This window comes from Afipia clevelandensis ATCC 49720 (genome assembly GCF_000336555.1).
GTDB classification, from domain to species: Bacteria; Pseudomonadota; Alphaproteobacteria; order Rhizobiales; family Xanthobacteraceae; genus Afipia; species Afipia clevelandensis.
The window spans coordinates 4159125-4179322 of the sequence record NZ_KB375281.1; the positions used below are offsets into that span (position 1 = coordinate 4159125).

General features: G+C 59.0%; 22 protein-coding genes and 1 pseudogene. 17 read left to right on the forward strand and 6 right to left on the reverse strand.

Features of this window, described 5'->3' with window-relative positions:
• Window positions 1-9 precede the first annotated feature (9 nt).
• The 3 genes from HMPREF9696_RS19900 (at window position 10) to HMPREF9696_RS19910 (ending at window position 2204) form a co-directional block, all read left to right on the forward strand.
• Window positions 10-342, forward strand: a complete 333-nt coding sequence (locus tag HMPREF9696_RS19900; protein WP_002714854.1) for a four-helix bundle copper-binding protein — start codon at window positions 10-12, stop codon at window positions 340-342.
• 140 nt (window positions 343-482) lie between these two features.
• Entirely contained in the window at window positions 483-1649 is a 1167-nt protein-coding gene (locus HMPREF9696_RS19905) for an OpgC domain-containing protein (RefSeq protein WP_002714855.1), read from the forward strand.
• A 66-nt stretch (window positions 1650-1715) separates the two neighbouring features.
• Window positions 1716-2204, forward strand: coding sequence for a DUF411 domain-containing protein (locus HMPREF9696_RS19910; protein ID WP_002714856.1), 489 nt, complete (start codon window positions 1716-1718; stop codon window positions 2202-2204).
• Window positions 2205-2214: 10 nt separating this feature from the next.
• Here the strand turns inward: HMPREF9696_RS19910 and HMPREF9696_RS21730 are convergent, their stop codons facing one another.
• Window positions 2215-2478 carry a hypothetical protein gene (locus tag HMPREF9696_RS21730; RefSeq protein WP_157170045.1) on the reverse strand — a complete coding sequence of 88 codons (264 nt, stop codon included), beginning with the start codon at window positions 2476-2478 and terminating at the stop codon, window positions 2215-2217.
• A 312-nt stretch (window positions 2479-2790) separates the two neighbouring features.
• Here HMPREF9696_RS21730 and HMPREF9696_RS19920 point away from each other — a divergent pair, with 312 nt between their 5' ends.
• From HMPREF9696_RS19920 to HMPREF9696_RS21735, 9 genes are all read left to right on the forward strand, one after another.
• Window positions 2791-3198: a FixH family protein gene (locus HMPREF9696_RS19920; protein ID WP_002714858.1), complete on the forward strand. Its 408-nt coding sequence runs from the start codon at window positions 2791-2793 to the stop codon at window positions 3196-3198.
• The gene (locus HMPREF9696_RS19925) at window positions 3195-4613 is read left to right on the forward strand and encodes an efflux RND transporter periplasmic adaptor subunit (RefSeq protein ID WP_002714859.1); all 1419 of its coding nucleotides are present in this window, start codon (window positions 3195-3197) and stop codon (window positions 4611-4613) included. The genes HMPREF9696_RS19920 and HMPREF9696_RS19925 overlap by 4 nt, the downstream gene beginning before the upstream one ends.
• The gene (locus HMPREF9696_RS19930) at window positions 4610-7807 is read left to right on the forward strand and encodes an efflux RND transporter permease subunit (RefSeq protein WP_002714860.1); all 3198 of its coding nucleotides are present in this window, start codon (window positions 4610-4612) and stop codon (window positions 7805-7807) included. The genes HMPREF9696_RS19925 and HMPREF9696_RS19930 overlap by 4 nt, the downstream gene beginning before the upstream one ends.
• Window positions 7808-7815: 8 nt before the next feature.
• On the forward strand, window positions 7816-7950 hold the full coding sequence (locus tag HMPREF9696_RS22155) for a hypothetical protein (RefSeq protein WP_002714861.1): 135 nt from the start codon (window positions 7816-7818) through the stop codon (window positions 7948-7950).
• Window positions 7947-8657, forward strand: a complete 711-nt coding sequence (locus tag HMPREF9696_RS19935) for a c-type cytochrome (RefSeq protein ID WP_002714862.1) — start codon at window positions 7947-7949, stop codon at window positions 8655-8657. The genes HMPREF9696_RS22155 and HMPREF9696_RS19935 overlap by 4 nt, the downstream gene beginning before the upstream one ends.
• Before the next feature lie 119 nt (window positions 8658-8776).
• Window positions 8777-9334, forward strand: a complete 558-nt coding sequence (locus tag HMPREF9696_RS19940) for a sigma-70 family RNA polymerase sigma factor (RefSeq protein WP_002714863.1) — start codon at window positions 8777-8779, stop codon at window positions 9332-9334.
• Window positions 9331-9972: an NrsF family protein gene (locus tag HMPREF9696_RS19945; RefSeq protein ID WP_002714864.1), complete on the forward strand. Its 642-nt coding sequence runs from the start codon at window positions 9331-9333 to the stop codon at window positions 9970-9972. Before HMPREF9696_RS19940 ends, HMPREF9696_RS19945 begins: the two co-directional genes overlap by 4 nt.
• Window positions 9973-10565: 593 nt before the next feature.
• On the forward strand, window positions 10566-10880 hold the full coding sequence (locus tag HMPREF9696_RS19950; RefSeq protein WP_040301661.1) for a hypothetical protein: 315 nt from the start codon (window positions 10566-10568) through the stop codon (window positions 10878-10880).
• A gap of 82 nt (window positions 10881-10962) precedes the next feature.
• Window positions 10963-11226, forward strand: a complete 264-nt coding sequence (locus HMPREF9696_RS21735) for a hypothetical protein (RefSeq protein ID WP_002714866.1) — start codon at window positions 10963-10965, stop codon at window positions 11224-11226.
• A gap of 141 nt (window positions 11227-11367) precedes the next feature.
• Here the strand turns inward: HMPREF9696_RS21735 and HMPREF9696_RS21430 are convergent, their stop codons facing one another.
• On the reverse strand, window positions 11368-11838 hold the full coding sequence (locus HMPREF9696_RS21430; protein ID WP_002714867.1) for a MerR family transcriptional regulator: 471 nt from the start codon (window positions 11836-11838) through the stop codon (window positions 11368-11370).
• A 94-nt stretch (window positions 11839-11932) separates the two neighbouring features.
• Between HMPREF9696_RS21430 and HMPREF9696_RS19960 the strand changes: the two genes are divergently transcribed.
• The 3 genes from HMPREF9696_RS19960 to merA all read left to right on the forward strand — a co-directional run bounded on the left by HMPREF9696_RS19960 (window position 11933) and on the right by merA (window position 14209).
• The gene (locus HMPREF9696_RS19960; RefSeq protein WP_002714868.1) at window positions 11933-12346 is read left to right on the forward strand and encodes a mercuric transporter MerT family protein; all 414 of its coding nucleotides are present in this window, start codon (window positions 11933-11935) and stop codon (window positions 12344-12346) included.
• Between the two features lie 17 nt (window positions 12347-12363).
• Window positions 12364-12651 carry a heavy-metal-associated domain-containing protein gene (locus HMPREF9696_RS19965; RefSeq protein ID WP_002714869.1) on the forward strand — a complete coding sequence of 96 codons (288 nt, stop codon included), beginning with the start codon at window positions 12364-12366 and terminating at the stop codon, window positions 12649-12651.
• A gap of 118 nt (window positions 12652-12769) precedes the next feature.
• Window positions 12770-14209 carry a mercury(II) reductase gene (gene merA, locus HMPREF9696_RS19970; RefSeq protein WP_002714870.1) on the forward strand — a complete coding sequence of 480 codons (1440 nt, stop codon included), beginning with the start codon at window positions 12770-12772 and terminating at the stop codon, window positions 14207-14209.
• 196 nt (window positions 14210-14405) lie between these two features.
• On the opposite strand, the pseudogene HMPREF9696_RS21740 reads toward merA, so the two are convergent.
• The 4 genes and pseudogenes from HMPREF9696_RS21740 to HMPREF9696_RS19985 form a co-directional block, all read right to left on the reverse strand.
• Window positions 14406-14892, reverse strand: a pseudogene (locus tag HMPREF9696_RS21740) (IS66 family transposase); the annotation flags it as partial.
• Between the two features lie 285 nt (window positions 14893-15177).
• Window positions 15178-15318, reverse strand: a complete 141-nt coding sequence (gene tnpA / locus HMPREF9696_RS22240) for an IS66 family insertion sequence element accessory protein TnpA (RefSeq protein WP_002714872.1) — start codon at window positions 15316-15318, stop codon at window positions 15178-15180.
• A gap of 678 nt (window positions 15319-15996) precedes the next feature.
• A complete protein-coding gene (locus tag HMPREF9696_RS19980) occupies window positions 15997-17136 on the reverse strand; it encodes a hypothetical protein (protein ID WP_002714873.1) in 1140 nt (379 codons plus the stop codon).
• 121 nt (window positions 17137-17257) lie between these two features.
• Entirely contained in the window at window positions 17258-17947 is a 690-nt protein-coding gene (locus HMPREF9696_RS19985; RefSeq protein ID WP_002714874.1) for an outer membrane protein, read from the reverse strand.
• Window positions 17948-18092: 145 nt separating this feature from the next.
• Between HMPREF9696_RS19985 and HMPREF9696_RS19990 the strand changes: the two genes are divergently transcribed.
• Window positions 18093-18941, forward strand: coding sequence for an SDR family NAD(P)-dependent oxidoreductase (locus HMPREF9696_RS19990; RefSeq protein ID WP_051053274.1), 849 nt, complete (start codon window positions 18093-18095; stop codon window positions 18939-18941).
• Entirely contained in the window at window positions 18941-20158 is a 1218-nt protein-coding gene (locus HMPREF9696_RS19995) for an aminotransferase class I/II-fold pyridoxal phosphate-dependent enzyme (protein WP_002714876.1), read from the forward strand. The genes HMPREF9696_RS19990 and HMPREF9696_RS19995 overlap by 1 nt, the downstream gene beginning before the upstream one ends.
• Window positions 20159-20198: the final 40 nt, after the last annotated feature.

Below are 20198 nucleotides of genomic sequence, written 5' to 3' on the forward strand. Positions count from 1 at the left end.
GAGAGCTCAATGAATCAAATGAGCAAAGAAATGCAAAGCTGCATCGATGAATGTCTGCGCTGCTACCAAGTATGTCTAGGAACAGCCATGACCCATTGCCTGGAGACTGGGGGCAAACACGTCGAACCCCAGCACTTCAGGCTTATGATGGCCTGCGCCGAAATCTGCCGCACGGCCGCGCATTTCATGTTGCTGAATACGCCTCACCACAAGCACGTCTGCGGCGAGTGCGCGGAAATTTGCACCGAGTGTGCGAAGGACTGCGAACGCATCGGCAGCATGGACGATTGCGTCAAGGCCTGCAAGCAGTGCGCGGAAAGCTGCCGCGCCATGGCAGGCTAGATGAGCTGACAATCGGTCAGGCGCAAGATCGATGTCTAGCGCCTGATCGGGCTATCGTTCGAGGCGAAGTGCCTTTCCCCGGTCGAATCGTCACCAACGTAAACGTCCCCGCCTTTCTGAAACCGTCGCCAAGAGTTTTCATGACAATTCGTGCTTTCCTTCCTGCCAATGGCCGTGATCTCCGCCTCGATCTTTTCCGCGGCCTTGCGAACTGGGCAATCTTTCTCGATCACATCCCGAATAACGCGGTCGCGTGGCTCACGACCAGAAATTATGGCTTCAGCGATGCAGCGGATATCTTCGTCTTCATTTCCGGCTATACGGCCGCGTTTGTCTACGCCAAGAGCATGCTCGTCCAAGGCTTCGTTGCAGGAACCGCTCGACTATTAAAACGCGTTTGGCAATTATATATCGCGCACGTGCTGCTGTTCGTTTTCTATATCGCGGCAATCGGCTGGGTCGTGGAAGCCTACAATCATTCTCACCTTGTGGATGAATTCAACGTTGCAGGGTTGATCGATCGTCCAATGCAGACCTTAATGCAAGGCCTGCTGCTCAAATTCAAGCCTCTGAATCTCGACGTTCTCCCGCTCTATATCGTTCTGATGGCTGCATTTCCGCTGGTATTGTGGCTGATGCTTCAACGGCCAGACCTTGCAATCGCGAGCTTGCTCGTCATCTATTTCGCTGCACGCCAATTCGGATGGAATCTTCCCGCCTACCCATCGGGTGTTTGGTATTTCAACCCGTTCACATGGCAACTCCTCTTCGTGCTTGGGGCCTGGAGCGCGCTCGGTGGAGCGTCGCGGCTGCAGAGATTCATTCGGTCGCCCGCGATCATATCGATCTGTTTCGTTTATCTGGGGTTTGCGCTGCTTATGACGGTTGCAGGTCATGTAGGGCCGCTTGGAAAGCTAATCCCTGAAGGGCTGTTGGGCGCATTCAATCCTAACGACAAGACAAACCTCGCGCCATATCGGGTTCTGCACTTCGTTGCCCTGGCCGTTCTAGTCGTTCGGTTTCTCCCCTTCGGTTGGCCCGGGTTGACCTCGCGCTGGCTTCGCCCACTGATCATCTGCGGTCAGCGCTCATTGGAAGTATTCTGCGTCGGAGTGTTTCTCTCCTTCGTCGGTCATTTCCTTCTCGAACTGATCTCCGACTCGCTTCTCGCGCAGATCATCGTGAGTGTGTCTGGAATCGCGCTCATGACGGCCGTCGCCTACTACCGATCGTGGTCCAAGGATCTGGACAGGCAACCCGCGGCGTCCAAATCCAGTGCGGAATCGGTTTCGACATCGATCACTTAGAAGTTTGTTCGGAGGGAGAGATGTTTGGAGTAGTCTCGAAGACCAACGAAGTACGGACCCCGCGACATGGATAGCTCAGGAAAATATCCAGGCGTTTTGACTCGCAGGAGCGTTTTGGGGCTAACAGCCGCGCTACTGGTTTTCCCGGACGGCGCTACCTCCGCTGCGGAATCCGTTGTCTTGGTTCATAAGGATCCAGATTGCGGTTGTTGCTCGGGTTGGGTGCGCCATCTCAAGGAAGCTGGTTTCACCGTGACGATCGAGGAAACGGCGGATCTTCATGCGGTCCGGAAACGCCTTCGCGTACCTGCCGACCTCGCGGCGTGTCATACGGCCGAGGCGGATGGATACGTCATTGAAGGTCATGTCCCCGCAGCCGCGCTGCGACGACTATTGAAGGAACGTCCGAACGCGGTCGGGTTGGCGGTTCCCGGCATGCCTTTGGGATCGCCGGGGATGGAGGGCAGCCGGGTCGATCCCTATAACGTCGTTCTCTTTGACGCCTCCAGCCGGCGAACATACATGCGGTTCATCGGCGGCGATATCGCTGGTTGAGACTGATCTTTTAACCATGTCGCAAGTAACTGTTATCTGATCGTTTTCCGCCTATGGCGGATTTGTGATGTGATCTGCCTTCCCAAATCCATGATCCTATGGGATGTTGGGTTATGAATTTATGCCGATTCATCAGCCGTTTGTTTGCGGTCTTTGCGATCATCGGGCTCGTTGCTTCGCCGCTGGCCACGCCAGCGGCGGCTAAACTGATGCCGGCAGCAAAGATGGGCGACATGTCGGCGATGAGCGATATGTCAGCAATGTCCGCCGACATGCCTTGCTGTCCGGAGACACAAAAGAGCAACGACTGCCAGGATTGTCCGCTTCGTGCGATGTGCGCGTTGGGCGTTGCACAGGCGCAGCCTCCTGTGGCAACCGGAATCCTGGCGCCTCTGCCAATACACCGTCCGCTCACGGCTTTCGACGATCGGATCGCCGATGGCCTCGACGGTTCTCCGCCGGATCACCCCCCTCGAAACCTGGTCTGACCGGCGCTTAAGCGCCGATTGCTGCCGCGCGGACGCAAGTTCGCGCGGATGACGCATGCCGCCTTGCGGCAGACCCAGGACAATCGAGGACTACGAACATGAAGACGTTTAACTTCGCGCAGGCCTTCCAGGCTGCGCTGATCGCTGCCGCAATCGGTGGTACAAGCACGGCCGCTCTGGCGGACATCAAGGACTACAAATTCGAGCTGGTCGATCAGACCATCCAGGCCGGGCCCGACAAGGTCATCACCGTCCGACTGATGAACACGAAGACCGGCAAGCCGGTGCCTGACGCCGTCATCTTCGCGACCCGTCTCGACATGGCTCCGGACGGCATGCAGGAGATGGCAACCAAGATCGCGCCGATGCCGGGCGCGGAGCCGGGCAGTTACAAGTTCAAGGCGACGTTCGGGATGGCGGGCCGCTGGCAGCTTTCGCTCGGCGCCAAGGTTCAGGGCGAGACCGGCACCGTCGAGAACAAGCTCGTCATCACGGCGCAGAAATGACCCGCGCCGTTCTCACAAGCGCTGCCGCCGCGTTGATCGCGGCGGCAGGCATTGGATACGTCGCCGGCACGCAGCGGCCGCCGGCGCGCGCCTTCGCCATGGTTACTCCCGCAAGGGCGGAAGGAAATTCCGCCCCGATCTATTTTCAGGATCCGGACGGCAAGCCTGCATATTCGCTGACGCCGAGGAAGACCGGGGATGGCCGCGACTATCGTGCTGTTCCGGCGGGCGCCGACGTCAGTTTTGGCGAGGCAGCTCCGGACGCAATGCCACCAGCGGCGGCATCCGCCAGCGGCACTACGGAGCGAAAAATCAAGTACTACCGCAATCCCATGGGACTGCCGGACACGTCGCCGACACCGAAGAAGGACTCGATGGGGATGGACTACATCGCTGTCTTTGAAGGTGACGATTCCGACGACGGGTCCGTCAAGCTTTCCCCCGGCAAGATCCAGCGCACCGGCGTCAAATCCGAACCCGCGTCACGGCGAGTGATCCGGACGTTGGTGCGGGCGCCCGGGACGATCCAACTTGACGAGCGCCGCATCTCGGTCATCTCGATGCGAGCCGAGAGCTGGGTGCAGAAGGTCGCGGATGTGACCACGGGCACCCAGGTCAAAAGGGGCCAGCCGCTGATGGAGATTTACAGCCCATCCGTGGCATCGGCGGCCGCCGAATACATAGCCACCATCACGTCGAAAGGGACGAGCGGCGTCGCCGTGTATGGTCGCGGCTCGCGTCAGCGGCTGATGAACCTCGACGTCCCTGACACAGCAATTGCGGCCATGGAGAAGAGCGGCACTGTTCCGATCACCATCGACTGGTCGGCGCCGCGCGACGGCATTGTGCTCGAACGTAACGCCATCGAAGGTATGCGCGCGCAGCCCGGGGATGTGTTGTTCCGGGTTGCGGATACGTCCGTGGTGTGGGCGATGGTCGATGTCGCAGAGCGTGACCTCGGCGCCATTGCCGTCGGGCAATCCGTCACCGTGAAGGCTCGCAGCTTTCCCGGTCGCGAGTTCGCCGGGAAGATATCCGTGATCTACCCGCAGGTGAACCGGGAAACCCGCACCGCCCGCGTCCGGATCGAACTTGGGAATGCTGATCTCGCGCTGCTTCCTGACATGTACGTGGACGCGGAAATCAACACCGGCAATCCGGAGCCGGTCCTCGTTGTCCCTGCCAGCGCCGTTCTTGATACGGGGAAACGACAATCAGTACTTGTTGACAAAGGACAAGGGCGGTTCGAGCCACGTGAGGTCAAGCTCGGTCATCGTGGCGACGGCTACGTGGAAGTCCGGGACGGTGTCGCGGAAGGCGAGCCGGTTGTCGTCTCTGCGAACTTCCTGATCGACGCCGAGAGCAACCTGAAGGCTGCGCTCAAGGGATTTTCTGAAGCGGGAGGCCAGCAATGATCGCGCGCCTCATCGCATGGTCGGCTCGTAACCTGCTGCTCGTCTTCTTTGGCGCGGGTTTTGCCGCGGCAGCGGGAATCTACGCCCTCGTTCATCTGCCGCTCGATGCGATTCCGGATCTCTCCGATACCCAGGTGATCGTCTACACCGAATATCCCGGCCAGGCGCCGCAAGTGATCGAAGACCAGGTCACGTATCCGCTGACGACCGCGATGCTGACCGTGCCCCGATCCAAAGTCGTGCGCGGCTTCTCGTTCTTCGGGGTTTCGTTCGTCTACGTCATCTTCGAGGATGGCACTGACATCTACTGGGCTCGCTCGCGGGTGCTCGAATTCCTCAACGGCGCGGCCTCGCGGTTGCCCGCCGGCGTAAGCCCGACGATCGGTCCCGACGCTACAGGCGTGGGCTGGGTCTACCAGTACGCAGTGGTATCGAAAGCGCTGAACCTCGCCGACACGCGGACCATCCAGGACTGGAATCTGAAATTCGCGCTGGCCAAGGCCGAAGGCGTCGCCGAAGTGGCGAGCGTCGGCGGCTTCGTCAAGCAGTACAACGTCATCCTTGATCCGCAGCGCATGCGCGATCTCGGCATCTCCATGCAGAAGATGCGCGATGCGATTCGCGCCAGCAACGCCGATGTCGGCGGCCGCACCGTCGAGCTCTCCGAGTTCGAATACGTCATCCGCGGCAAAGGTTATCTTAAAGGCATCAACGACCTCGGCAACATCGTGCTGAAGACCAGCAACGGCACGCCGGTTCTGCTGCGCGATGTTGCCCGCGTCGAGCTTGGTCCGGACGAGCGCCGAGGCATCACAGAGCTCAACGGCGAGGGAGAGGTTGCCAGCGGCATCGTGCTGCAGCGGTTCGGCGTTAATGCGCTTGATGTGATCGAGAATGTGAAGAAGCGCTTCAAGGAGATCGCCAGCAGCCTGCCGAAATCCGTCGAGATCGTCCCGGTTTATGACCGCTCCAACCTGATCAACGCGGCCATCGCTACGCTCAAGCACACGTTGCTCGAGGAAAGTGTGGTCGTCGCCTTGGTCTGCATCGTCTTCTTGCTGCATGTCCGCAGCGCGCTCGTCGCCATCCTGATGCTGCCGGTCGGCGTGCTGATGGCGTTCGGTGCGATGAAGCTGCTCGGGCTGGGGTCCAATATCATGAGTCTGGGCGGCATCGCGATTGCGATCGGCGCCATGGTCGATGCAGCGATCGTTATGATCGAGAATGCACACAAGCATCTGGAGCGGGCTGAACCCGAACGGTCAAGGGTCGACATACTGATAAAGGCAGCGTCCGAGGTCGGGCCGGCGCTGTTCTTTAGCCTGCTGATCATCACCGTGTCGTTCATGCCGATCTTCACGCTGGAATCGCAGGAAGGCCGGCTGTTCAGCCCCTTGGCGTTCACGAAGACCTTTTCAATGGCGGCGGCAGCGTTGCTGTCGGTAACGCTGGTGCCGGCGCTGATGATCATCTTCGTGCGCGGCAGAATCGTGCCCGAGCACAAGAACCCGATCAATCGCTTCCTGATCTGGATTTATCGGCCGGTGATCAAGGCCGTGATGCGTGCCAAGGCACTGGTGATCCTTATCGCGCTGGCAATTGTTGTGGTGACAGTGTGGCCGGCGCGTCAGCTCGGCACCGAGTTCATGCCCAACCTCAACGAAGGCACGCTGCTCTACATGCCCACCACGCTACCGGGAATTTCGGTGACCAAAGCGGGTGAACTGCTGCAGATGCAGGATAGGATCATCCGGTCGTTCCCGGAAGTGGCGTCAGTCTACGGCAAGGCCGGCAGGGCTTTGACGGCGACCGATCCGGCACCGTCCGAAATGTTCGAGACCATCGTCAACCTGAAGCCGAAGGAAGAGTGGCGGCCCGGCATCACGGTCGACAGTCTGATCGCAGAGATGGACAAGGCGTTGCAATTCCCCGGCGTCTCGAATGCCTGGACCATGCCGATCAAGGCGCGCATCGACATGCTATCGACCGGAATTCGCACGCCGGTTGGGGTCAAAGTGATCGGCACAGATCTGGTCGAGATCGACAAACTGGCCAAGCAGATCGAGCAGGTTCTAAAGGCTGTGCCGGGAACATCGTCGGCGTATGCCGAGCGGGGTATCGGCGGCTACTATCTCGACGTGACACCGGACCGGGCGGCCTTGGCGCGCTACGGCATCATGGTCCAGGACGTTCAGGATGTGATTGCGACCGCACTCGGCGGCCAGACGGTGACCACGACAGTGGAGGGCCGACAACGCTTCAGCGTCAACATGCGTTACCCCCGGGACCTGCGCGAGAATCCGCAGGCCATCGCCAACGACGTCCTGGTTCCGATGCCGGCGGGAGGTGCAGTGCCGCTTGGGGAGGTCGCCACGATCGAACCGGCGCGAGGGCCGACATCGATCCGCACCGAGAATGGACAGTTGGCGACTTACATCTACGTCGACATCCGTGACCGCGATCTCGGCAGTTATGTTGCCGACGCGCGGCAGGCGGTGCAGGCCAGCGTCCAGTTTCCGCCAGGCTACTACGTGATGTGGAGCGGTCAGTACGAATATCTCGAACGCGCAACGGCGCGCCTGAAGATCGTCGTCCCGGTGACGCTGCTGATCATCTTTCTGCTGCTGTACCTCAACTTCCGTTCCATCGCCGAGACCGTGATCGTGATGCTGTCGCTGCCGTTCGCCTTGGTCGGCGGCATCTGGCTGATGTGGGCGCTAGGCTTCAACCTGTCCGTTGCAGTCGCGGTCGGTTTCATCGCGTTGGCGGGTGTTGCGGCTGAGACTGGCGTCGTTATGCTGATCTACCTCAACCAAGCCCTTGCCGAGATCAAGGCGCAGCGTGACGCCGAAAAGCGAACACTGACCCGTCACGACCTCTACGACGCCATCATGGAAGGCGCGGTGGAGCGGGTGCGGCCGAAGATGATGACGGTCGTGGCCATCATGGCGGGACTGCTGCCGATCATGTGGAGCACTGGTACCGGGTCCGAGATCATGCAGCGCATCGCGGTGCCGATGATCGGCGGCATGATCTCGTCGACACTGCTGACGCTGATCGTGATTCCCGCGATCTATGGATTGATCAAAGGCTTCCGTTTGCCGCCCAATGATCACGAAAACGATCATTCGCCATCGCGGGCCATCAAGCCGGCCAAGGAAGACTCGCGACTTGTTTCGGAACCCGCCGAGTGAGGTGAACCATGATGAATGGTATGGCGCCTGGAATGATATGGGGCATGGGGCTTTTGTGGCTGCTGATCATCGTTGTTTTGATCCTATCGGCAGCAGCACTCGTCAAATATCTGTTTTATGGAGACAAGGGAGGTCGGCGATGAACAGATTGATCATGATCGCATTGGTGACAGGCGCGTTCCTGCCCTCTGCACAGGCACAGCTAGGCGACGCATCCCGTGGCCAACGGAGTTTCCAGGCTTGCGCGCCGTGCCATTCGCTCGCGCCGAACCGAAACATGACGGGACCAAGTCTCGCTGGGCTGTGGAATCGAAAAGCTGGCTCTTTGCCGAGCTTCAGCCGCTACTCACAAGCCCTCAAGTCATCGAGAATCATCTGGGACGGCACCACGCTCAACGAGTGGCTTCGGGATCCGCAGCACCTCATTCCAGGCAACACGATGACGTTTCCTGGCATGAAGGACGCAGGACGGCGCGGCGATCTTCTGGCGTTTCTCAAGGAAGCGACCCAGCCAGGTCATGCTCCGCCATCGACTGCGCAACGCGGCAGTCAAATGGGCGGGATGATGGGCATGATGGGTGGTGGCCCTGTCCAAAATCTCAAAAAACTCGAGTCTGACCAACGGGTGACGGCGATCACGCACTGCCGAGACACCTACCGGGTGATCACCGCGGATGGAAAAACGCGCGATTTCTGGGAGCGAAATCTGAGATTCAAGACCGACGTGAGTGACGATGGGCCACAGAAGGGCGCTCCGGCGATCGTGGCGGCCGGAATGATGGGAGACAGGGCTGACGTGATCTTTGCCGCACCAGAAGAGATTAGCGGGGCCATCTCACCGCAATGTTGATGAGCTCCAAGCCCATCAATCGACAACGGCGCGGCAGCGGGCCAACTATTTTCCATTGATAGCGCCGTCAACTGTAACCAAACCGGCTGGATCAGCGAACTCATAGAGATAATGCAAGTATGACGACCAACGAAATCGAACTCAAGGCACTGATGCTTGCAAGTTTGGATGGCGACGCGGCCTCGCACCGCGCGCTGCTCAATCGGTTGAGCCGCCGTCTGCGCGCGTATTACAAGGGCAAGCTCGTGAGAATTGGGAGGGGCGCAGCAGAGGCCGAAGATCTGGTTCAAGAAGCGGTATTGGCGATCCACTTCAAGCGCCATACCTATGACCCCGCCGAGCCTTTGACGCCGTGGGTGCATGCCATCGCGCGCTACAAATTGATCGATTTCTTACGTCGGACTCGCGCATCACTTGCCGATGTACCTATCGACGAGGCTGACACCATCGTGGCGCACGATGATAATCTCAGCGCCGAGAGTACATACGACATCAGACGACTTATGCAGCGGCTGCCGGAAAAAATGCGATGTTCCATCGAGGCGGTGAAACTGGACGGACGGAGCATCGCTGAAGCTGCAGACCGGTGCGGTATTTCGGAATCGGCCGTAAAAGTGAACATTCACCGTGGGCTCAAGGCGCTGGCTGCCTTGATTGCCCGGGAAGCCAGAACATGAAGACAGATGATTTGGTTGCGATGCTGAGTACGAACGTTGAGCCGGTCGACCGTCGGCTGGTCGTTCGTACGGTTGGGATCGCCGTTGCGGCTGCGTCAGTGTTGGCGCTTGGCATCATGCTCGTCGGACTGGGTGTTCGGCCGGACTTGATGACGTCCCGTGCCTTGATTTTTATCCTCCTAAAGCTCGCGTTTGCGGTTGGGACTGTCGGCGTGGCATCGGTTTATCTGACGCGGTTGGCCCGCCCGGGAGGAGAGCGCAGAACCTCGGCAGTTTTGGTTGCATTGCCTTTCGTAGCGGTTGTACTCCTTGCTGCAATCAGCCTTGGGCTTGCGCCCAGCTCGCATTGGGACAAGATGATCGTCGGCGATCAGTGGCTTGAATGTCTTCTCTCGATTCCGATCATCGCAATCGTGCCTTTCGCAATCACCATCTGGGCGGTGCGAAAAGCTGCCCCAACAAATCTTGTCCGAGCGGGTGCTTTCGCCGGCCTCATTTCCGGCGGTGTAAGCGCAATGGCTTATGCGCTTCATTGCACGGACGATTCATTGCCGTTTGTTGCGGTCTGGTACGGTGGCACGATTGTGCTTTGCACGTTCGCGGGCGCAATATTGGGACCGCGGCTGTTGCGGTGGTAACGGGCTTTGTTGGTCGTTTCACGTCAGCGTGAGGTTGTAACCGGCCGACGATTTGCTCCGAACTCATTTGTAGAAGCGCACATGACGTGCCTTTCCAAGGGAATGGAGCCGGACCATGTTAAAGAAAAGCTTTCTCACGATTTCGCTCTTGCTGCCGCTTGTAGCGATATCAGCAACCGCCCAGGCGGGCCCGACAATTTCGGACAAGAGGTATTGGCCAAATGAGGCCCGCACCCCCGCTGTGGTAATCCCCACGGAGAGCACGGTGCTGCCGTTTGCCCCCGTGCTCCAAGACGAGCGGGCGCGGCCTTCTCGCAGCACCGCTCCAAAGGTCCGAAGATGAAGCGGAATCCGTAATAGTCTGCGCCAGAAAATCCCGCCGAGGGTGGCAACGTGTGGCGCTATCAGGGCGGTCCAAAATCTCTCCGATGACGCGCACCTGAGATTATGATGCGCACTAACCAAAAGACGTATGCATCAGACGAGCGTGCAAAGAGCTGGTTCGAAGCGGAAACGGTTTCGGATCCAGAATGGTCACAGCAATCCTTTCACAGCGACGATTCTGCATTTTCACCAAAGGGAAGAACAATTGTATGATCCTGATTGATCACAACGCAACCACCCGCCGGGCAGGCATTCGACCTCGCGATACTGTGACGAGCTATTTCACTCGGTATCGGTTGGCGCTGTATCTCTTCTCGGGCGCGGGAGTTTCTGCCGGCGTTGCGTTGAATTGGAACTGGCTGGCAGCAGCGGGGTTCCTTCCTATCCTGGCGTTTCTTCCCTGCATGTTGATGATGTTCATGTGCATGAAACAACACGGGACGCAATTGCCAAAAGATCCAGGTAAGGAGCCAACCAAGACCCAACCATCTCGATTTGGTAAGCCGCTTGATCCGCAACAATAGATGCGCGATCGAACCTGTTGACTGGCGTGCGCAAATACACTGCGGATTCGTTCGTAAATCGAAACAGAGAGGAGAATCTTCGATGAAAACAGTTGCAACATTAGCTGTCATTTTGTTCGCCGTTGGAACAGGCTTGGCTCTTGGTCCCGTTGCTCGCGCCCAAGATACGCCGACGCCATCGACCCCGCAGACCGGCGATCACGGCATGATGAGCGGTGATATGAAAGCAATGATGGGTATGATGGGCCAGATGAACCAGATGATGGAGAACTGCAATCGAATGATGCAGAGCAAGAACGATCGGCGTGACGAGAAGAATCCGACGCAGAAAGATCGACCTGGTTAGATAAAAGCCACAGCGTCTCGGGGAGTTTGGCCATTCGAAATTTGCTCGGTCGGAATGTAGGTCATAGCCCAGAGGTGACTTCCCAACATTGGCGGTTATTCATCGTCCCATTGCCGACCAGGAGCATCGAAGCCGGAATATTCATCGTGGTGAAGTGCCTTTTACAGTGCGAGCGCTGGGTCGACGCATGTGGCGGGCGACGGGCTTCATCTCGAACAGCGCATCGATGACCGGACACTCCGGAACCTGATCCCGCGTGCACTGGGCAGCCATGTTCGACATCACTCGTTCGAGGCGTCGCAAATCAGCGATCTTCTGACGAATATCCGTGAGGTGCTCGACCGTGAGCGTATGCACCTCCTCGCAAGTGTAGGTGTGCCCATCGACAAGACGCAGCAATCCCCGCAGCTCGTCGAGACCAAATCCAAGCTCCCGACCGCGACGAACGAAATGTAACCGCCTCACATGCTCGGGTCCGTAGATGCGGTAGCCGCTCGCGCTGCGGGCGGGCGACGGCATGACGCCTATTTTTTCATAATAGCGAATCGTCTCGATATTCACTCCGCTGCGCGCTGACAGCGCCCCGATCGTAAGATCTTCGGTAGTTTTCATTATTGGCCTCACACGGCCGTGAGAAGTTCCCGCTTGACCCTGTAGTCGCTACAGGCACTAGGGTCACCATAAACCAATCGCGGGAGCGGGCTCAATGACGATGCGAGACGAGGCGACTGTGCTGCAAAGCAAGGCCACGCCGACGCAGAAGCGCTTTGACAGCGTAGCGCTGCTGTCGGTTGGCGGCATCCTGGCGGCACTTGGCGCCGCGACCTGTTGCGTGGTCCCGTTCGCTTTGTTCCTCGCCGGCGTCAGCGGTACATGGATCGGCAATTTGACCGCGCTCAAGGCCTATCAGCCATTGTTTATCGGGCTCGCGGTGGCATGCCTCGGCGGCGGTTACTATGCCGTCTACCGCAAACCGAAGGCGGCCGATTGCGTCGAAGGCTCCTACTGCGCCAGCCTGTCATCTCGTCGGACCGCCAAGGTCGGGCTGTGGATCGCGACGCTCCTGATCATCATCGCCGTGGGCTTCCCCCACATTGCTCGCCTTTTCCTCGACACCTAACAACAAGGAGACTTGCCATGAAAATTCTGCCTCTTGTCGCCCTGACCGTTGCCCTGTTCTCCTACGGTGCAGCTTCAGCCACCGAGCGAACCGTGACGATCAATGTCGCCAACGCTACCTGTGAACTCTGCGGCCCGATCGTGAAACGCTCTCTCACCCGCATATCCGGCGTGCTCGATGTTCAGATATCGGAGGCAGATGGGGCTGCGATTGCAAAGGTTCGGTTTGAGGATAGCCGGACGGACGTCTCGACGCTCATTTCGGCGACCACCAACGCTGGCTATCCCTCGCGCATCGTGCAGTAAGGCCGCGTCGGTATGACCGTCGCAAAACTCATCATCATCGGGGCAGGGTGTACTCCGGTTGTCTGCTGTGCGGCCCTGACTCCTGCAACGTGGATGCGAACACACGAAAGTTGAAACCATGAACGACTGCTGTACCCCGAGCACGAGTGGCGGCAGCAGCCGCTACGACCTTGTTGTCGTCGGCGCCGGCTCCGCCGGCTTCTCGGCCGCGATCACTGCCGCCGAGCAGGGCGCGCGCGTTGCGCTCGTCGGGCACGGCACGATTGGCGGCACCTGCGTCAACATTGGCTGCGTGCCGTCGAAAACGCTGATCCGAGCTACAGAGACGGTGCACCACGCTAACGCCGCCCCGGCTCGGTTCGACGGCATCGAAAGCAGCGCGCGCGTGGTCGATTGGGCCGCACAGATCGCCCAGAAGGACACGCTAGTCGCCAGCCTTCGTCAGGCGAAGTACGCCGATCTTTTGCCCGAATACAACAACATAGCCTACCGTGAAGGTCGGGCGCGCCTCGTCGAGGGAGGCGTCGACGTGGACGGTCAGCGCCTCGTCTCGGACCGCATCATCATTGCGACGGGCGCGCGGCCTGCGCTACCCACCATCCCAGGCATCGCAGAGGTTGCGCCTCTCGACAGCACGACGGCGTTGTCGCTGAAGGAGCTACCGCGCTCGATGATCGTGCTCGGCGGCGGCTACATTGGAGCTGAACTCGCCCAAACCTTCGCACGCGCGGGCGTCGCGGTGACGCTCGTCTTTCGCAGCCGGCTTTTGCCGGAAAGCGAACCTGAGATCGGGCAGGCGCTCGCGGGCTATCTGGCCGACGAGGGGATCACAATTGTGGGTGGCTTGGCCTACGATTTCGTCCGCAAAACTGAGAATGGCGGCGTCGCACTCACGATCACTCGCAACGGCGATCCAGAGATATTGACCGGCGAACGGATTCTCGTGGCGACAGGGCGCACCCCGAATACTGAAACTCTCGGGCTTCCGGAGGTGGGCGTCGCGCAGACATCGTCTGGCGCGATCGTCATCGACGACCGCATGCGCACTTCGAAGGCCGGCATCTATGCCGCCGGCGACGTGACGGGCAGGGACCAGTTCGTCTACATGGCGGCTTATGGCGCAAAGCTTGCGACCAAGAACGCGCTGAATAGCAACGGCCTGCGCTATGACAACACCACCATGCCCGCCATTGTCTTCACGGACCCTCAGGTGGCGAGTGTCGGTCTGACGGAATCGCAAGCTCGTGCCGCCGGGTACGCCGTGCGGACTTCGGTGCTCTCGCTCGACAACGTGCCGCGTGCGCTCGCAGCGCGCGACACACGGGGGCTTATCAAGCTCATCGCCGATGGGGTAACGCGCAAGCTGCTCGGAGCGCATATTCTTGCGCCAGAGGGTGCCGATAGCATCCAGACTGCGGCCTTGGCCATCCGCTGCGGTCTCACGATTGATGATCTGTCGGAGACGATCTTCCCCTATCTCACGACCGTCGAGGGCCTGAAGCTCGCGGCACAGACGTTCGACAGAGACGTGAAGAAACTGTCCTGCTGCGCCGGGTAACGGGGCGGGCTAAGGAACTGGCTATGGAATCAGAAGCGTCACTAGCGTCCGAACCCGCAGTGGAGATCAGACCGGGCGTCTTCCGTTCGGACTGATCTGCGGTGGCGGGCGCAGCGGCACGCCAGGCGTCCTTGGGCGCATACCGAAAACCTCATCCGGCGATGCTTGCGTAAGCGTCCATTCCTGACACGTGGGATCAGGTTGCGGGATTTGACGGGGTCCAATTCCAGGGCAGCAGGTCGTCAAGTCGGTTCATAGGATGACCGTTGGACATGTGAATAAGCACGTCTTTGAGGTGGGCGAAGGGCTCGACGTCGTTAAGCTTTGCCGTGGTGATAAGGGAGCGGACGGTCGCCCAGCGCGCAGCCCCGCGATCGAATCCGGCGAACAGGTGTTTTTTTGCGGCCGAGTGTGATGGGGCGGATGGCGCGTTCCACGGTGTTGGTGTCGAGTTCGATGCGCCCGTCATCGAGGAACCGGCTGAGGTCGCTCCAGCGGGTCAGTGCGTAGCGGATCGCATCGGCAAGCCCGCCGCGCGGCGGGATGTGGGTCAGCTGCGTCTCGAGCCAGGCCCTCATCGCAGCAACCAGCGGCAACGAGCGAACTTGTCGTACGTCCCGCCGTGCGTCGGCGGTCTTGCCTCGGATCGTTGCCTCGATCGCATAGAGCTCGGCGATGCAGCGTCTCTACATCGGCCGGCAGGGCGGTGAGATCGATGTTCATGACGATAGAGTGTAGCCGACTCGTGTCCGCTTCCGCCGCTCCGAATGCACCATTCAATCCGTCTCAGATCATCCGGCCAGGGCCGGTCGCCAGCGCTGCACGATCGGCGCTCCCGACCACGAGGAGGGATAAGCCCCCGGACTAACGAGAGGACTAAGCGGCGGACTAAAGGGAGGACTTAAGTTGCGCCGCCGGTAAAGCAGCTTGCGTTCCGGAGGCTGCGGCTCAGCCTCAAAAATCGCGCGTCAGTTCTCGAAGGCCTTGCGCGGAATACCCTCCGCCTCGCAATACTGCCGTTGGTTCAAGTCACTACGCTTCCACGCCTCATGGTGTGCCCGCCAGAAAGTCTCGCCCTGACGTCTCCACACTCCGTTCTTGCTCGCCATCTCGCTCTCCTCATCTACAAATCGAGAGCGAGAACAGATCGCGTCCGCTAGAGCCTATTCAAGCGTGTAAGAATTCAGCGCTCACCTAGATCCCTGTTGTCCGCGCGAGGTTTCCCTGTTCTTCGAAATGTGTTCCCTGTTAATTTTGTAGGGAATTATCGCCAAAAGCGCTGCGCCGCAGTGGTTTCTCGCCTCCAAGCTCCTCTGGGGAGGCCAAAATCGCGAATTTCCCTGTAAAATTCCCTGTTACCAGGGAATTCGCTTAGAGACGGGCGCGATCAGCACTGCGTCGCCAGCCATCCAGTGCGGATTTCAGAGAATTTCTTTCTTTTGTGCGAGAATGCCCCGCCATTGGCGGGCTTTTTCAAAATGCTGAGTCTCTACAAAGACCGGAATCGAACCGTCACCTTCCCAAATTGGCCGACATTCTCTGACCAATCATTGAAGAATTCCCGTTTTCAAGAGTCGCGCGGAAGAGACCGGAGAATAAAACCACTGCGCGATGGAGCATGCAGTTGAATCGAACTTTCTCCGCTTACGTTTGGTCAGCCATTAACATCAACTGATCCACTTCATCGTACAGGTGGGGCGCAACGTCGGCAGTTTGTGACGCGATTTGAGAGCAATGTCTGTCTTCTATTTGTCTGGCGACGGTATCTTGGCTGACTCGTCTCACCTTCACGTCGATAAACCAATTTCATAGATGCGATGTGTGGTCGATATCGTCCCGCCAATGCGTTCGATGGTGCGCCGCAGACCCATGTTGTCCTCGAGAACCCAGCCTAGTTCGACCTGACGAATCTTGTGATTGATCGATCGGTGCACGAGTTCACCGATCATCATGGCGGGCAGGCCGAGGTTTGAGGGATTTCCTCGCTCCGATTGAGCAACTCCCAGCAGGATGACACGGCAACTGGAATAAGCGCGGCGCCTAGCGCGCCAGAGAAACCTGATCCAGTTGAATGGCAGCAGACGGCCGTCCATATCGGCTACCATCTCCTGGATGTTGGGAATCCACAATGCGACGGCGATAGGCATGCCGTCGCGTTCGACAATGACCGCCATGTCTTGCTGGATGATCGCTTTGAGCGAGTCCGCCATCGCCAGGGATTCGGCATCGGATATCGGTGTGAAGCCCCAGTTGCTAGACCATGCATCGTTATAGATGGTTGTGATGATCCCGATGTCGCGGCGCAGGTGCCGCAGATCGAGGCTGCGGACCTTGAGATGGCCGGTCGTTTTTGCTGTCAAGGCCCGATGGCGTTTCAAGTCGGATGGTCCGAGCCGCGCCAGGTCGAGGCTATAAGACACGACATCCTTGACCGGTTCGAGGCTCGAGGCCTCGACATGCGCTGCGAGATAGGGCGGATGCCATGGTGTCATCACCATCGGATTGTGTGATTGTCCGCCTATCTGAAGACCGGTCTCGCCGTTCGACGACAGGTTGAACGGCCCGCGCATCCGATCCATTCCGCGCGCCTGGAGCCATCGTCCCGCTTCGTCAAGCAAGGTGCTCGTCACGCGCGGATCGTCGATCACGTCCAGGCATCCGAACAAGCCGGTTTTGAGCGGCCACTGCGCCGGTGCATCACCTAATATCTGCGCTGATATCCGCCCTACGGCTTTTCCCTTGAGCCGTGCGAGAAAAAACACGGCCTCATTGTTTTGAAAAAAAGGTGACTTTTTCGGCGATAATGTCTGTTTGCGCTCCATGTCGAGTGGAGCGGAGTAGCCCTGCATGCCGCGATAAAGCAGTCGTGGAAGGCGCAGAAAGTCCTGCAGATCTTTTCGGGATGCAACGGGTGTGACGGCGATCATTGCCGTGTCTCGGCTGGAGCGACACGCCGCCGATTCAGTTTCAAGGCGGCCATGATTTCGCTGTTGCTTTCAGGCGGCTGAACCGATCTCCCGATTCAGCCGCCCGCAAGAGTGTTCTCCGTCAGAACTTGAACTCCAGCGTTCCAACCACGGCGCTGGATTCGAGCCCGTAAGTGACCGGAAGCGGCACGCTGCAGCAAGCAAACGGATAGGTGGCTTTTTCCGCGACCTGATAGGTATATCGCACGCCCGCGACAAGGTTGTCGGTGATGCCGTAGTTCACACCCGCAACAAACTGCCCCAGGGTGTGCTGTTGGGTCTGATACTCGGCGACGCCGGGACCAAAGATCGCGCCGCCCTTGACCTCAGCCGTCCCGATGCCGCCGCCGATATAAGGTAGCCAGCGGTCGAAAGCGTAGCCCAGGGTGCCGATCGCAGAGACGGCATATTTGACGTCCGCAGTGTAGGAGACGCCGGGAATCAGCGCTGACTGAACGGTCTGCTTCTGGAAGGCGACGGGCGCGTTGACCTCAAATCCGAGCACAAGCCGGTTGGCGAACTGATAGCGATAGCCGCCCTGAACGCCGGCGAGATATCCCTTCGGATCAATGACGTCATTGCCATTTCGCGCGAAGGAGGTGCCGGTGACATCGCCCCAGAGATAGCCGACATGGCCGCCGACATAGAAGCCGGTCCAGTTATAGGCCGAAACCACGGGCATCGGCTTCGCTTTGACATAAAGATCCGCGGCGGCGGCTCCGGACGCGGCAACGGCTGCAATCACGCCAGCCAGAACAACTTTTTTGAACATTGAAATTTCCCCAACCACTGAAAACCGGTATCCTTCCTATATAATAGCTCAGTGAGCTATTATGTAACTCTTCTGCAACGGTCACAGATTTAAATACGTGGCCGGGGCCGTGGTCCGTAACCGCTGGTGGTATTTCGGTAGCTTCATGACCTCTCCTCGCTCCATTCTCATCACCGGCGCCTCGAGCGGGATTGGCGCAGCGCTTGCTACGGCCTATGCGCGCGAGCAGGTGACGCTCGTGCTGATGGGGCGAAACGAAGAGCGGCTTTCGCGTGTTTCCTCTGTGTGCCGCGACAAGGGAGCGTGCGTTGTCAAAGCAGTCCATGACATCGCCGACACGGAAGGATTTCTCGATGCACTGTCAGAGCTGGACCGGCACTGGTGCTTCGATCTCGTGATCTTTAACGCCGCCGTCGGCGATACGAGCGCGCCGCTTCAGCAGACCGAGACGCCGCAACAGATCGTCCGCCTTCTTGATATCAATCTTCGCGGTCCGGCGGCTGGCGCCAGCCTGATTGTCGAGCGGATGATCGCGCGCGGTGAAGGGGGCGCAATCGCGATGATCAGTTCGGTCGCGGCCTTTGTGCCGCTGCCCATGGCGGCAGGTTACGCCGCCTCCAAGGCGGGGTTGAACGCCTTTGCCCTGTCGCTAAACGCGGCGCTTCGCGGACATGGCATCGCCGTTTCGGTGATATGCCCGGGATATGTCGATACACCCATGAGCGCGCGGCTGAATACGTTCAAGCCGTTCCAGATGAAGCCGGAGGCGGCTGCGGGCGCGATTATCGCCTGTATCGCCAGGAAGCAGGTCTTCGCCATTATTCCATTCCAATATGCCGTTGCGTGCTTCGTTCTCAAATTCGTGCCGACGAGACTGGCTGTCTGGCTGTCGTCGAAGTTCAGTCTGGATGCGAGCCCGTATTTTGCGGCAGGCCAGCCAAAATGCGCAACTGCGGGCACGGATGACTTCTCCGAAAAACTGGATATTCGATAATGTCGCGCTCGCTCGTTGATCATGCATTGAGCAGATATCGGCTCGCGGGAGCGAACCTTATTTCGGACCGCGATCCATTCTTTCTGCCGGTCGATGGCTTTCGTCTGTCCCGCGAGCGGGAAGGCCAATCGGTGGTCAGCTTCGCGCACTACGATTATCTGGGGCTTTCCGCGCACCCCGATGTGGTCATGAGCGCACACAAGATGCTGGACAGCCTCGGCCCGTCGGTGTCGGCATCACGCATGGTCGGTGGCGAACGCATGCTGCACGGAGATCTTGAGGAGGAACTTGCCGCGTTTGTCGGGGCGGAGGCCGCGCTGACGCTGGTCAGCGGCTATTTGACCAACGTCACCTTGCTGGCTCACCTGATGTCGTCGCAGGACCTGATCCTGTACGATGAACTTTGCCATAACAGCATTGTCGTGGGAACGCGAGCCGCGCGATGCGACTCGCACCCGTTCGCGCATAACGACCTGTCCGATCTTCGCCGGAAACTCGCCGCTATGCGAGGTCGCTACAAGCGATGCCTGATCGTAGTCGAGGGTCTTTACAGCATGGATGGCGACGTCGCAGATTTGCCTGAGCTTGTGAATATCAAGAACGAGCACGATTGCTGGCTGATGGTCGATGAGGCTCATTCGATCGGAACGCTTGGAAGCAGTGGCCGGGGGCTTTGCGAACATTTCAATGTTGATGTCGGCGATGTCGATCTGATCGTTGGCACGCTGTCCAAGGCGTTTGTCTCATCAGGCGGATTTATTGCTGGACATGGCGCGGTCATCCGGTGGCTTCGGTACACGTTGCCAGGATTCGTCTTCAGCGTGGGTCTCGCGCCTAGCGTTGCTGCTTCAGCCCTGTCGGCATTGCGTGTGCTGAAGCGCGAGCCCGCGTTAACAGATATCCTGAGGAAAAAATCCCGACACTTCCTGCGCGAGGCCGAACGGCTTGGTCTCGATACAGGACCAGCCATCGGCATCGGCGTCGTGCCGATTTTGATGAAGAGCGAGCAGGCTGTACTGGAGGTGTCTGAATTGCTCAAGCAGGCCGGTTACTATGTTCCGCCCATCGTTAGGATTGGTGTCCCGAAGGAAAAGCCCCGGCTAAGATTTTTCATTTCGGCGTTGCATGAGGATCGCGATATTTCGCGCTCGCTAGAGACGCTGATAAACAATGCCGCGATGGGTTATGATACGGCGGCGCGGAGCGAAGCTGTTTGAGGACAAACTCACTCGATCCATTCATTAGCTCAGTGAGCAA

Coding starts and splice junctions, on each gene's coding strand:
- HMPREF9696_RS19900 (WP_002714854.1), top strand. CDS start 10: ATGAATCAAATGAGCAAAGAAATGCAAAGCTGCATCGATGAATGTCTG.
- HMPREF9696_RS19905 (WP_002714855.1), top strand. CDS start 483: ATGACAATTCGTGCTTTCCTTCCTGCCAATGGCCGTGATCTCCGCCTC.
- HMPREF9696_RS19910 (WP_002714856.1), top strand. CDS start 1,716: ATGGATAGCTCAGGAAAATATCCAGGCGTTTTGACTCGCAGGAGCGTT.
- HMPREF9696_RS21730 (WP_157170045.1), bottom strand. CDS start 2,478: ATGTCGGCGGACATTGCTGACATATCGCTCATCGCCGACATGTCGCCC.
- HMPREF9696_RS19920 (WP_002714858.1), top strand. CDS start 2,791: ATGAAGACGTTTAACTTCGCGCAGGCCTTCCAGGCTGCGCTGATCGCT.
- HMPREF9696_RS19925 (WP_002714859.1), top strand. CDS start 3,195: ATGACCCGCGCCGTTCTCACAAGCGCTGCCGCCGCGTTGATCGCGGCG.
- HMPREF9696_RS19930 (WP_002714860.1), top strand. CDS start 4,610: ATGATCGCGCGCCTCATCGCATGGTCGGCTCGTAACCTGCTGCTCGTC.
- HMPREF9696_RS22155 (WP_002714861.1), top strand. CDS start 7,816: ATGATGAATGGTATGGCGCCTGGAATGATATGGGGCATGGGGCTTTTG.
- HMPREF9696_RS19935 (WP_002714862.1), top strand. CDS start 7,947: ATGAACAGATTGATCATGATCGCATTGGTGACAGGCGCGTTCCTGCCC.
- HMPREF9696_RS19940 (WP_002714863.1), top strand. CDS start 8,777: ATGACGACCAACGAAATCGAACTCAAGGCACTGATGCTTGCAAGTTTG.
- HMPREF9696_RS19945 (WP_002714864.1), top strand. CDS start 9,331: ATGAAGACAGATGATTTGGTTGCGATGCTGAGTACGAACGTTGAGCCG.
- HMPREF9696_RS19950 (WP_040301661.1), top strand. CDS start 10,566: ATGATCCTGATTGATCACAACGCAACCACCCGCCGGGCAGGCATTCGA.
- HMPREF9696_RS21735 (WP_002714866.1), top strand. CDS start 10,963: ATGAAAACAGTTGCAACATTAGCTGTCATTTTGTTCGCCGTTGGAACA.
- HMPREF9696_RS21430 (WP_002714867.1), bottom strand. CDS start 11,838: ATGAAAACTACCGAAGATCTTACGATCGGGGCGCTGTCAGCGCGCAGC.
- HMPREF9696_RS19960 (WP_002714868.1), top strand. CDS start 11,933: ATGACGATGCGAGACGAGGCGACTGTGCTGCAAAGCAAGGCCACGCCG.
- HMPREF9696_RS19965 (WP_002714869.1), top strand. CDS start 12,364: ATGAAAATTCTGCCTCTTGTCGCCCTGACCGTTGCCCTGTTCTCCTAC.
- merA (WP_002714870.1), top strand. CDS start 12,770: ATGAACGACTGCTGTACCCCGAGCACGAGTGGCGGCAGCAGCCGCTAC.
- tnpA (WP_002714872.1), bottom strand. CDS start 15,318: ATGGCGAGCAAGAACGGAGTGTGGAGACGTCAGGGCGAGACTTTCTGG.
- HMPREF9696_RS19980 (WP_002714873.1), bottom strand. CDS start 17,136: ATGATCGCCGTCACACCCGTTGCATCCCGAAAAGATCTGCAGGACTTT.
- HMPREF9696_RS19985 (WP_002714874.1), bottom strand. CDS start 17,947: ATGTTCAAAAAAGTTGTTCTGGCTGGCGTGATTGCAGCCGTTGCCGCG.
- HMPREF9696_RS19990 (WP_051053274.1), top strand. CDS start 18,093: ATGACCTCTCCTCGCTCCATTCTCATCACCGGCGCCTCGAGCGGGATT.
- HMPREF9696_RS19995 (WP_002714876.1), top strand. CDS start 18,941: ATGTCGCGCTCGCTCGTTGATCATGCATTGAGCAGATATCGGCTCGCG.